This is a genomic window from Brevibacterium sp. Marseille-P9724 (genome assembly GCF_902500275.1).
Lineage (GTDB): Bacteria > Actinomycetota > Actinomycetes > Actinomycetales > Brevibacteriaceae > Brevibacterium.
On the sequence record NZ_LR722992.1, the window covers coordinates 127,453 to 139,080 of the forward strand.

Genomic DNA, 11,628 nt, shown 5'->3' on the forward strand with positions numbered 1-11,628 from the left:
ACACAGTAGCCGCAGGCACTGACATAAGTTAGACCGCCGACAGAATCTGCTCGCCCAGCACGAACACCGCCATGGCCAGGACAAACACTCCGAAGCCCTTCTTGAGCTTCTTTTCGGGCACTTTGCCGATGAACGACGCCCCGATCATCGAACCCACAATCGACAAACCCGTGAACACCAGCGTGAACACCCACGGGATCTCCGTCTGCCCCACATGACCCAGCAGACCGGCCGCTGACTGCAGCGCAATGATGTACACACTCGTGGCCACCGCAAAGTTCATACCCAGACCGCCCACCAGGGCGAGCGCTGGCACAATGAGGAACCCTCCCCCAGCACCAACCAGACCGGCAATCACACCGATCATCGTGCCCAGCACAACCACCAGCCACACCTTTGGACGGCGTTCAACAGTGTCACCTCGACGGCGGCGAATCATGCCGACACCAGCAGCGAACATCACGGCCCCGAAAATCAGCATGAGCACAGTCCCCGGCAAGTACCCCGACAGCTTCCCGCCGAAAAACGAACCCAGCATCGAACCGAGCGCAAAAACCGTCCCGATCTTCCACTGCACCCTATGGCTGAACGCATGCCGCACCGCGCTGATCAGCGACGTTGTTCCCACAATGAACAAAGACATCGCAATGGCCTGCTCCGTTGGGAAACCCGCCGCATAGGTCAGGATCGGCAGCGTGAGAATCCCGCCCCCACCGCCGAACAGCCCAATCGTCACCCCGACAATCAAAGCCAGGATCAACGCGACAACGATCGGCGCAGTCACAGTCATATCCGCTGCATTCCACTTCCCAACGACACCGGCAGGTCACTCCCAGGCTACGCCCCTCACGAGGTGGAGGTTCAGCAACCGGGCAGCGGCACCTCGTTATTCATCTGGCCGGCACCGGTCAGCCACTCAATCAGCTTCACGGTGGGTGCGCGCAACCCAAATGCCGCACAGGCCCGAAATGAGGCAGCCAGCCAGCAGGTAAATCGCCACACCAAGCCACGAACCATTGCCCAGGGCGACCAACCAGGTGGCAACAAACGGCGTGAAGCCACCGGCAATCGCAGCCGCCACCTGGTAAGCGGTGCCAGCACCGGAGTAGCGGAATTCAGCCGGGAACATTGACGCGAACAGCGGCTGCTGAACAGCTACAACAGCATCGTGGGCGATGTTCACCAGGATGATCGCGCAGATGACAATGCCGATGAACGCACCCTTATCCAGGGCGAAGAAGAACGGGAACGCGAAGATTGCACCGACAACCACACCGAACAGGTACACGCGCATACGGCCAAACTTGTCAGCGAGATAGGCAACCAGCGGGATCGTCAGAATGCCCAAACCGCCAACGAACAGGTTGACGTTGAGCATGGTCTGGCGTTCAAAGCCCAAATTGTCGACAGCGAAGGCCAGGGCGAATGTCGTCACAACGTACATCGAGAACAGCTCAATGAAGCGCAGACCGATGATCTGCACCAGCTGGGCCGGGTAGCGGCGCACCGCCTCCAGCAGCGGCAGACGCTTAGGTTCGTCCTCCTGCTGCAGGCGCTTTTCGACCTGAATGAACTCTTGGGATTCGGCGACCCCTGCGCGAACCCACAGACCCAAAGCCACCAGAATCGCACTGAAGATAAACGGGATGCGCCAGCCCCATGCCGTGAACGCCTCGTCAGACAGGACGCTGTTGAGAAGCGATACCGCCGCGGTCGACAGCAGCAGACCCACCGAGTAGCCGATCTGCACACCGGAAGAGAACAGTGCGCGCAGACCCCGCGGAGCGTTCTCAACGGCGAGCATCGCCGCGCCACCCCACTCACCGCCAACAGCCATGCCCTGCACGCAGCGCAAAACCACCAGCAGCAGCGGAGCCACCCAGCCGATCTGCGCATATGTGGGCAACAGGCCGATGAGGGCTGTGGCAACACCCATGATGGTCATAGTCCACACGAGCATCCGCTTACGGCCAATGCGGTCACCGAAGTGGCCGAAGATGATCCCACCCAAAGGCCTGAACAGGAAGCCCACACCCAGGGTTGCAAAAGCCGCTAACCGCGATGCGATGGGACTTGATTCGGGGAAGAACACCTGGCCCAGCACCGTTGCCGCGACCAGACCGTACAGCAGAAAGTCGTACCATTCGACAACCGCGCCGACGAATGAACCCAGTGCGGCCCTGCGGCTCTGCGCTGCAGACGGAGTGCTCATAGTTGCCCTTCCCTTTTCTGTTAACCGGCTCATTGTGGCAGACATCACGCCTTGGTGTGGGCAAGTGTCCGATTAGTGGGCGTTGGCGGGCTTGCGGGTGGTGGCGGCCCTTCCGACGGCCAGACACACGAAAGCTTGGACTTACCGGCGGTGGTGGCGGCCCTTCCGACGGCCAGACTCACGCAGTAATGCAAAGTCACGCGCTAATGCAGCGCTTTAACGCGCAAAAGCGCATTAAAGCGCAAGTCCAGCCCAGCAACGCCACCCAACCAGCCCAAACCCAACCCACCAACCCCACACAACGCAGAAGCCGGGACCAACACCCAACGGTGTCAATCCCGGCTTTTGCTTTAAGCCAGCAGGCTAGGGCAAGCCGTTAAGGCCAAGTGCTCCGGCCCACCCGGCTGAAAACCTGAAAATCAGGCCTTGCCGATCACGTCGAACTTGGCGTTCGCGGTGATTTCGTCGTGCACGCGGACGGTCGCGGTGTAGGAACCGGCCTCCTTGATGTGCTTGGGCAGGGCGATCTGACGGCGGTCGAATTCGTGACCGACGGCTTCCTTCAGTGCGTCAGCAACTGCGGTGGTTGTGACGGCACCGAACAGACGGCCGCCCTTGCCGGCCTTCATTTCGATGCGAGCGGTGGTCGCCTCAAGCTTTTCCTTAAGGGCGATTGCCTCTTCGCGGTCAGCAATCTGACGAGCCTGACGTGCCTTGCGCAGTGCTTCAACCTGCTTTTCGGCACCTGCGGTCCAGGGCTGAGCCCAACCGCGGGGCAGAAGCAGGTTGCGAGCGTAGCCAGCGCGAACGGTGACGACGTCACCAGCAGCGCCGAGGCGGTCAACTTCCTGATTCAGGATGAGTTTGATGTTTGCCATTTTCGTTACCCCTCCGATCAGCGAGCTGAGCTCGTGTAGGGCAGCAGCGCCATTTCGCGGGCGTTCTTAACAGCCTTGGCGATCTTGCGCTGTTCCTGCACAGTCACACCCGTGACGCGGCGAGCACGGATCTTGCCGCGGTCGGAGATGAACTTACGCAGAGTTGCAGTGTCTTTGTAGTCGATGTAGGAGGTCTCACCCGCACCCAGCGGGTTAGCCTTCTTCTTCACCGGCTTCCGGATTTCCGGCTTTGCCATTTTTAAACTCCTGTTGAAAATATGCGTCGAAACAGACGGCGCAAAAGCTAAGCGCTAGAAGTCAAGCAGCGGATCAGAACGGGGGTTCGCTTTCAGTGGGGCTTCCCCAGCCGCCACCGCCCTGATTCTGGTTGGGATCGGATGCGGCCCAGGGGTCATTCTGCTGGCCGCCGAAGCCGCCTTGCTGACCACCGCCGTAGCCGCCCTGGCCACCACCGGGCTGTCCGCCCTGCTGGCCCCAACCGCCGCCGGTCTGCTGGCCGCCATAGCCCTGACCGCCGCCATAACCGCCTTGCTGACCGCCGCCCTGGAATCCACCAGAGCGTTCGACCTTGGACACCTGTGCTTTTGCGAAGCGCAGGCTGGGGCCGATTTCGTCGACGTCGAGTTCCATAACGGTGCGACGCTCGCCTTCCTTCGTGTCGAAAGAACGCGACTTCAGCCGTCCCTGAACGATCACGCGGGTGCCGCGGCTGAGTGATTCAGCTACGTTTTCAGCGGCATCGCGCCACAGGGAGCAGCGCATGAAGAGGGTTTCACCGTCGCGGAATTCGCCGGCTTTGCGGTCGAACATGCGAGGAGTCGAAGCGACCGTGAAGTTGGCAACCGCAGCACCGTTGGGCGTGAACCGAAGTTCAGGGTCCGAGGTGAGGTTGCCGACGAGTGTGATTACTGGATCTCCGGCCATTCTGACTCCTTAGCTGAGCGCTGTCTGTTGTTCGAAAGTGATTACTGAGCTTCGGGACGAAGGATCTTGGTGCGCAGAACAGCCTCGTTGAGGCCGAGCTGGCGGTCGAGTTCGTGTGAGGTTTCCGGCTTCGCGGTGAAGTCGACGACTACGTAGTAGCCTTCGGTCTTCTTGTTGATTTCGTAGGCGAAGCGACGGCGGCCCCACACGTCCACGTTGTCGACCGTTCCGCCGTCAGCGGCAACGACCTTGAGCAGGTTTTCAACAGTGGAGTCCACGGAACGCTCTTCGAGTTCCGGTTCCAGAATGAGCATGAGCTCGTACTTACGCACGTGTAACCCACCTCCTTTGGTCTGAAGCGGCCATGGTCTTTCCATGGCAGGAGGGTATGTGCAGTGCTTCCGTCATAGCCCAGTTCTACACTGAGCCCATGACACAAGCCGTTCCATCTTAGTCGTTGACTCTGATTTTGCGCCACTTTGCGGCAAGCAGCCACACCAACAGGCCTGCGATTGCCATCCAGCGCAGCGCCGTGAATACAAACAGCCATCCCGGTGCGAGCCCCTTGCCGGGGTCGATTGCATCGGCGTCTGACAGGTTGACCGCGATGAACAGCGCGGCCTCGGACAGCATCCAGAAGAAATGCAGGACGAGGCTGTGCACGGCTGCCGCTGCAAACGGCACCAGCCACAGGGCCTCCCCCACACCGGCACGAGGCGCCGTCAACAGTGCCGCTGCCAACAGCATCGCTGTTATCGACAAGGGGTCGGCGCGGGTGCCTCCACGCAGGAAGAGCACAAGAGCCGCGATCGCCACCGCCGCAATGAACACGATCAGCGCCGACGTGTTGAGAACTGCACTCTCAACACGGTAGGCCGCCAGCGAGTAGAGCGAGCCGCGGTCAATGCCGTCGGTCAGCCACACCTGGATTCGCCCGATGATCCTGCCGTCGACCACTACCAGCGCCCCCAGGGCAACCATGAACAGTCCCGTGACGGTCAGAGCCGACTGTGTGAAGCCGCGCAGCATCGCGGAAATGCACCATCCGATGACCACGACAACAGCCAGCGGGCTGATGACAGCGGCCAGAGCGAACATGATCGCCACCACCGCCAGAGGCACCAGCGGCTTGCGCTCCGACCCCTTGGCAGAGTGCCCCTTGCCAGACGGCTCCTCGGCATCCGCCACACGGCCTTCCCCAACCAGCACGAGCGCCCACAGGACCAGAGCCAGTCCGACCGGGTCAAGCGACTGCCCAATTGAGAAGAACACCACGGGTGAAAGCGCAAACACGGCAAACCACGACCGGTCCCCCAGCAGCCGCAGAAGGGCAATACCCGCCAGCAGAAAAGCGGCGAAGTTGAGCACCAGCAGAATCGCCATGCTCACTGTCGGGGAGAAAGCGGCGCCGAATCCGAATACGAACCACTCGGCAGCAGGTCCGGTCAGCGCAGTGCCAGTGCGGCCCGGCGCTTGGGGCCACCCGGTGCCCAGCAGTCCGTTGGCGATAGGCGACGCACACATGCGGTAGGAGGCATGCGGCATGCCCCACCCTGCGGCAATACACGGCAGCTGACGCAGAATGCCGGTCAGGCCGACGCACCCCAGCAGGGCAATCGCCGCTGCACCCTGAAAACGCAGATACGCCCTGCCGGGGGCGCCGAGGAACTTTCCTCGACCGCCCCCGAGCAGGGGCGCTGCGACGTCAGCCGGTGTGAGCACGGGTCAGTTGCCGCCCTGCGAATCCGGCTTAGAGTCCTTCGGCGGGTCTTTCTTGGGCTTCTCCTGCCTGGGATTCTCCGGTTTCGGCTTCTCGCGCTCCTTGGGGTCCTGCGGGTTTGGCTTTTCGATTTCGTCCGGCAGCTCCGGCAGGGTTGGGCGTTCCAACTGTCGGCCCTCTTCGGGACTCGACTCTTCGTCCGGGGTGTTGATTTCCGGAGCCTTAGTTTCCTTTGGCTGTTTTTCGCTGCCGCCTTCATCCCGAGGCCCGGTCCGCGGGCGCTCGGTGTTGCGCGGCTGTTGGGGAACTTCGCGCGAACCGCCGCTCTTGTTCTCCGGCTTTTGGACATTCGGCAGTTCGCCCCGCTCGGGGAACTGCTCGACATCCATGCCCTTCATGGCTCCCTGCATGTATTTCGTCCACGCAATCGTGGGGTACGAACCACCGGTAATCGACCCGCGTCCGCCGTAGGACCCAATGTCAATGGGAACGCCCTTGTCGTCATACCGGAAGATCGACACGGCTGTCGCCAGCTGCGGGGTGTAGCCGACGAACCAGGCCGACTTCGAATCATTCGACGTACCCGTCTTGCCTGCAACGGGACGACCCAGGTTCGAGGCGTAGCTGGCAGAACCGCCCTGCACCACCTGGGTCAGCGCGTAGGTTGTTTCGGCCATGACGTTCTTGTCGAACTTCTTTTCGCCCTCATTTTCGGCCTCGTAGATCGTTTCGCCGTCGGGGTCGACCGTTTTGACCACAAAGTGCGGTGTGCGGTGAACACCCTCAGCGGCGAAGGTCGCAAACGCGCTGGCCATCTGCAGCGTAGTGGGGCTGGCGGTGCCGAGCACGTTCGAGGCGTTGGAGTCCAGGCCCTGCGTGTCCTCCGGCAGCCCGGCGCGCACGGCGACGTCCTTGGTCTTCTCCGGTCCCACGTCGATGTTGAGCTGGGCGTAGGCGGTGTTGATCGAGTTCTGGGTTGCCTTCAGCAGTGTGACCTGGCCGTAGGTCTTGCCGCCGTAGTTCTGCGGCGCCCATGTACCCCCGCCGGGCAGCTGGAAGGTCTGCGGCGAACCGGTGAACGAGTCATTGAGCCGGAAGCCGTTTTCCAGGCCCGCCACCAGGGTGAACGGTTTGAACGTCGAACCGGCTTGCGCGGTGTCCTGCGTGGATGAGTTGTGCATCCGTTTGAAGTAGTTCTTGCCGCCGTAGATTGCACGGATTTGGCCGGTCTTGGGGTCCACGGAGGACAGCCCTACGTGCATCCCGGATTTGAGTTTCGGCAGGTCTTCCACGGATTCGACCGCCGATTTCATCATCTTCTTGTCAATACCGGTGTGAATCTGCAGGCCGCCGCGGTCAATCTGTTCGTCGGTGAGGCCTGCGTTGGTCTTCAGTTCGTGGCGCACCGAATCCATCAGATAGCCGGTTTGGCCCTTGCGTTCGTTGTCTGATTTGGGTTTGTGGAACTTGGGCAGTTCCATCTGGTCTGCTTCTTCCTGCGTCAAGTAGTCCAGGTCGACCATGTTTTCGATCACGTAGTCGAAGCGGTCCTGCAGGCGCGAGGGATCTTCGGCCGGGTCTTTTGCCCCCGGCGTCTGAATCATCGCTGCGAATGCCGCAGCTTCTTCGACCGTGAGGTCCTTGGCGTCCTTGTCGAAGTAGGACTGTGAGGCCACCTCTACTCCATAGGCACGACGGCCCAGGTAGATGGTGTTGAGGTAGTTCGCCATAATCTGGTCCTTGGACAGTTCCTGGTCCAGCTTGATGGCGATGAACATCTCCTTGACCTTGCGCTTTAAGGAGAATTCGTTCGTCAGGTAGTAGTTCTTGACGTACTGCTGGGTGATTGACGAACCACCGCCGGCGTAGTCGTTGGTGACGATTCCGACCGCGGCGCGGAAGATGCCCTTGATCGAAATGCCGCGGTTTTCGTAGAAGCTCTTGTCTTCGGCGGCCTGGGCAGCGTGCGCCATGTTCGGCGAGATCTCGTCGGGTTTGAGGATCTTGCGGTTTTGGTCCTTGAAGGTGCCGATGACATCGTCACCGCCCTTGTAGTAGACGTACGAGGTCTGACCTGCGGCCTGAGCGTTCGGCTCTGGGATGGGTGTGAGCGCGTAGCCGACGGTGAAGCCGGCAATTGCCAGCAGGAGTGCACCGAGCAGGCCGAGGCCCCACAGGCGAGCGGACGGCAGCCATCGCGTCCAGCCCTGTTTGTTCCTCCTCGGATAGTTGAGGAAGCGGCCGGCACTGGAACTCTTTGCCGCTGCCTTTCGCTGAGCAGTGGACACAGTTTTCCCCCAATACGACAAATCAAATCATTTCAGTCAACCACAGTTCACTGTGAGTCGTCCTAAGAATGTGCCGAATTTCATTCTGCCGTGTCTTTTTCTGTGACGCACCTCAATCACGAGGCGCCGCCGGCTGCCGCACAGATCTCACCCGGGTGCTGCCCGAGTGGCAAAGCCGACGGCCGGTGCGCGGGGCACCGGCCGTCGGCACTCATCTGATCACGCGGGCGCTGTCACGCCCGGCGGTTCAGGGTTCTTCAGTAGAGGCGGTTCAGCCTTTGAGTCCGGGGAAGTCCGTGTCCGCCCATTCCTGAGCGGTGACGGTGGCTTCGCCGAATTCGGGGTGGAGTTCGAGTTCGCGGGTGCGCAACTCCACACGGCGGATCTTGCCGGAGATGGTCTTGGGCAGTTCCGTGAACTCAATGCGGCGGATGCGCTTGTAGGGTGCGAGCGTTTCGCGGCAGAACTTCAGAATCGATTCCGCCGTGGCCGCGGTGGGCTCCCACCCCGGAGCCAGGACGACATACGCCTTGGGCACTGCCAGACGCACTGGGTCCGGTGATGGAACAACAGCGGCTTCGGCAACCGCTTCGTGTTCGATGAGTGCGGATTCGAGTTCGAACGGCGACAGTCGGTAGTCGCTCGCCTTGAACACGTCATCGGCTCGACCCACGAACGTGATGTAGCCGTTTTCGTCTTTCGCTGCGACATCCCCGGTGTGGAAGACGCTGTCGTAGAAGGCTTCTGCGGTTTTGACTTCGTCGCCCCAGTAGCCCTGGGTGATGCCCACCGGGCGCGGGTCGAGAACAGCGCACACTTCGCCTTCGTCGCCGAGTTCGCCTGTGGCAGGGTCGCGCAGCACGATGTCATAGCCGGGCAGCGGGCGGCCCATGGATCCGGGAACCATTTCCTGGCCGGGGGAATTGCCCACCATGAGCGTGGTTTCGGTCTGGCCGAAGCCGTCGCGGATGTCGGTGCCCCATTCGGCGCGAACGCGCGAAATGACTTCCGGGTTCAGCGGTTCGCCGGCGGACATGGTCTTCTGCGGCGGGGTGGGCAGCAGGCTGAGGTCGGCGTGGATGAGCATGCGCCACACGGTCGGTGGGGCGCAGAAGCTGGTGACACCGACCCGTTCCATGGTCTTCATGAGCGCTGCCGCGTCGAAGCGGGCGTAGTTGTAAATGAAGATGCACGACTCTGCGATCAGCGGGGTGAACAGGTTCGACCACGCGTGCTTGGCCCATCCGGGTGAGGAGATGTTGAGGTGAATATCGCCGGGCTCCATGCCGATCCAGTACATGGTCGACAGGTGTCCCACCGGGTACGAGGTGTGGGTGTGGGCGACCATTTTCGCCTTCGACGTGGTGCCGGAGGTGAAGTACAGCAGCAGGAGGTCGTCGGCTTTTGTCACGCCGTCAGCCTGGAAGTCCTCCGAGGCGCCGGTCGAGTCTGCGTAGGCGAGGTCCTGTTCGCGCTGGGGTTCGCCGCCGACGACGATCCGCTTGAGGTCGACTGCGACATCGTCGAATTTCGAAGCCGAAGGGCCTTCGACGACAACGTACTGTGCTTTGCCGCGGTCGGCGCGGTCCTGCAGATCGATGGGGCCCAGCTGCACGGTGGTGGGCATCAGCACAGCACCGAGTTTGATTCCGGCGAGCATGGTCTCCCACAGCTCAACCTGGTTGTTGAGCATGACCATGACGTGATCGCCGCGCTTCACACCGGCTTCGCGGAGGAAGTTGGCCACCTGGTTGGAGCGACGGCGCAGCTTGTCATAGGAGTAGATGTTCTCCTGACCGTCTTCTTCGACGATCCACAGCGCGGGATTGTCGTTGCCGTCAGCTACCTGGTCGAACCAGTCCAGTGCGAAGTTGAACTCCTCAAAGCGCGGCCAGGTGAATTCCCGGCGGGCTGCTTCGAGGTCGGTCCGATACCGCAGAAGCGTGTCGCGAGCTTCGCGGAAAGTGGTGGTGACGTCGCCCATATGGGGTTCTCCTTCTGTGATCTGGGCCTCTTTGCCAGGTCTAAGACTAGCCCGCTTCCGGCTGTTCTGCCCACCAGGCCAGCAGAGCGGCCTTGGCCGTGTCGAAATCGGTTGGCCCGTTCTCCATCCGCAGCTCCAACATGTGCTTGTACGCCCGGCCTACAACCGGCCCGGGTGCGATGCCCAGAATCTGCATGATCTGCTGTCCGTCCAGGTCAGGCCGGATGGCGTCGAGCTTTTCCTGACGCTGCAGGTTTTCGATACGCCGTTCGAGGTCGTCGTAGGCCCGCGCCAAACGGTCTGCTTTGCGCCTGTTGCGGGTGGTGACGTCGCTGCGGGTGAGAATGTGCAGGCGGGTCAGCTGGTCACCGGCATCAGTGACGTAGCGGCGGACTGCAGAATCAGTCCAGCCGGCGTCGCCGTAGCCGTAGAAGCGCAGGTGCAGCTCCACCAGGCGGGCCACCCGTTTGGTGGTTGCGTTGTCGAAGGCGAGTGCGCGCATCCTCTTGCGCACAAGCTTCGCGCCGACAACATCGTGGTGGTAGAAGGTGACCGCGCCGTTGGGTTCAAAGCGGCGGGTGTCGGGTTTGCCGATGTCGTGCATGAGAGCGGCAAAGCGAACCGTGAAGTCCGGGACCGAAATCCGCAGCTGCGAATCGGCCGGCAGCGGTTCGTCCGCTTCGTCGTCTTCTGCCGCCGCGGCATCTGCTTCGGCCTGCTTGCGGGCGTAGCGCTCTTCGAGTTCAACGGCCTGGCGCAGCACCGTCAGCGAATGCCGGTAGACGTCCTTGTGGCGACCGTGTTCGTCCTTTTCTTCCCGCAGGCGCGCAACCTCGGGCAGAAAAACATCTGCAAGGCCCGTGACAACAAGCAGGTCAATGCCCTTCCACGGTGCTTTTCCGCAGATGAGCTTGACCAGTTCGTCTTTGATCCGCTCGGCCGACACAATGTCCATTCGCCCGGCCATATCAGTCATGGCTTCACGGACGTCATCGGCGAGCTCGAAGTCCAGCTGAGAAGTGAAGCGGGCCGCGCGCATCATGCGCAGCGGGTCGTCGCTGAAGGAGTCCTCCGCTTTTCCGGGAGTGCGAATCTTCCCGGCGGTCAGGTCGTCAAGTCCGCCAAAGGGATCGACGAAAACACCTCCGGGCAGGCGAACGGCCATCGCCCCGATAGTGAAATCGCGGCGCACAAGATCGTCATCGAGGTTGTCTCCGAACGCCACTGCCGGCTTGCGGGACTCGGAATCATAGGCTTCCGCACGGTAGGTGGTGATCTCAATCTGCCGACCCTTTTTGACCATCCCGATGGTCCCGAACTTCTTGCCGATATCCCACCACGTGTCCGCCAGGTCTCGGATCAGCCGCACAATGTCATCCGGCCTGGCGTCAGTCGTGAAATCGAGGTCCGGCATGTCCCGGCCCAGCAGAGCGTCGCGCACAGAACCGCCCACAAGAGCCAGTTCAAAACCGGCATCGGCGAAGGTCCGGCCCAGAGGACCGAGAACATCGTCCAGTTTCTCGAGTGCCTCAGCCAGTCGAAAGTGCGCTGTCGCTGCGTCCACGCAGACCTCCTTTTTTGTCCCGTACAAGGGTACCCGC

Annotated in this window: 10 protein-coding genes; all 10 read right to left on the minus strand. The window is 61.6% G+C overall.

The window, feature by feature from the left end; translation table 11 throughout:
- Window positions 1-28: 28 nt before the first annotated feature.
- The 10 genes from GC119_RS05365 to GC119_RS05410 all read right to left on the minus strand — a co-directional run bounded on the left by GC119_RS05365 (window position 29) and on the right by GC119_RS05410 (window position 11,591).
- Entirely contained in the window at window positions 29-790 is a 762-nt protein-coding gene (locus tag GC119_RS05365; protein WP_151952642.1) for a sulfite exporter TauE/SafE family protein, read from the minus strand.
- Between the two features lie 126 nt (window positions 791-916).
- A complete protein-coding gene (shiA, locus tag GC119_RS05370; RefSeq protein WP_151952643.1) occupies window positions 917-2,212 on the minus strand; it encodes a shikimate transporter in 1,296 nt (431 codons plus the stop codon).
- Between the two features lie 419 nt (window positions 2,213-2,631).
- Window positions 2,632-3,090 (minus strand): 50S ribosomal protein L9, encoded by a 459-nt coding sequence (rplI, locus tag GC119_RS05375; RefSeq protein WP_070575975.1) that lies wholly within the window; start codon window positions 3,088-3,090, stop codon window positions 2,632-2,634.
- A gap of 17 nt (window positions 3,091-3,107) precedes the next feature.
- Window positions 3,108-3,347, minus strand: a complete 240-nt coding sequence (rpsR, locus tag GC119_RS05380; protein WP_019174237.1) for a 30S ribosomal protein S18 — start codon at window positions 3,345-3,347, stop codon at window positions 3,108-3,110.
- Window positions 3,348-3,420: 73 nt separating this feature from the next.
- Window positions 3,421-4,035, minus strand: coding sequence for a single-stranded DNA-binding protein (locus tag GC119_RS05385; RefSeq protein WP_070575978.1), 615 nt, complete (start codon window positions 4,033-4,035; stop codon window positions 3,421-3,423).
- 41 nt (window positions 4,036-4,076) lie between these two features.
- Window positions 4,077-4,367, minus strand: a complete 291-nt coding sequence (gene rpsF, locus GC119_RS05390) for a 30S ribosomal protein S6 (protein WP_019174235.1) — start codon at window positions 4,365-4,367, stop codon at window positions 4,077-4,079.
- Between the two features lie 118 nt (window positions 4,368-4,485).
- Entirely contained in the window at window positions 4,486-5,757 is a 1,272-nt protein-coding gene (locus tag GC119_RS05395; RefSeq protein ID WP_151952644.1) for a hypothetical protein, read from the minus strand.
- A 3-nt stretch (window positions 5,758-5,760) separates the two neighbouring features.
- Window positions 5,761-8,043, minus strand: a complete 2,283-nt coding sequence (locus GC119_RS05400; protein WP_151952645.1) for a transglycosylase domain-containing protein — start codon at window positions 8,041-8,043, stop codon at window positions 5,761-5,763.
- A 271-nt stretch (window positions 8,044-8,314) separates the two neighbouring features.
- Window positions 8,315-10,027: an AMP-binding protein gene (locus GC119_RS05405; RefSeq protein ID WP_151952646.1), complete on the minus strand. Its 1,713-nt coding sequence runs from the start codon at window positions 10,025-10,027 to the stop codon at window positions 8,315-8,317.
- Between the two features lie 46 nt (window positions 10,028-10,073).
- Entirely contained in the window at window positions 10,074-11,591 is a 1,518-nt protein-coding gene (locus GC119_RS05410) for a CCA tRNA nucleotidyltransferase (protein ID WP_151952647.1), read from the minus strand.
- Between the last annotated feature and the right edge of the window lie 37 nt (window positions 11,592-11,628).

Bases quoted from the DNA above. Each gene is read 5' to 3' on its own strand.
- GC119_RS05405 (WP_151952646.1), bottom strand. From the start codon at position 10,027: ATGGGCGACGTCACCACCACTTTCCGCGAAGCTCGCGACACGCTTCTG.
- shiA (WP_151952643.1), bottom strand. From the start codon at position 2,212: ATGAGCACTCCGTCTGCAGCGCAGAGCCGCAGGGCCGCACTGGGTTCA.
- rpsR (WP_019174237.1), bottom strand. From the start codon at position 3,347: ATGGCAAAGCCGGAAATCCGGAAGCCGGTGAAGAAGAAGGCTAACCCG.
- GC119_RS05385 (WP_070575978.1), bottom strand. From the start codon at position 4,035: ATGGCCGGAGATCCAGTAATCACACTCGTCGGCAACCTCACCTCGGAC.
- GC119_RS05365 (WP_151952642.1), bottom strand. From the start codon at position 790: ATGACTGTGACTGCGCCGATCGTTGTCGCGTTGATCCTGGCTTTGATT.
- rplI (WP_070575975.1), bottom strand. From the start codon at position 3,090: ATGGCAAACATCAAACTCATCCTGAATCAGGAAGTTGACCGCCTCGGC.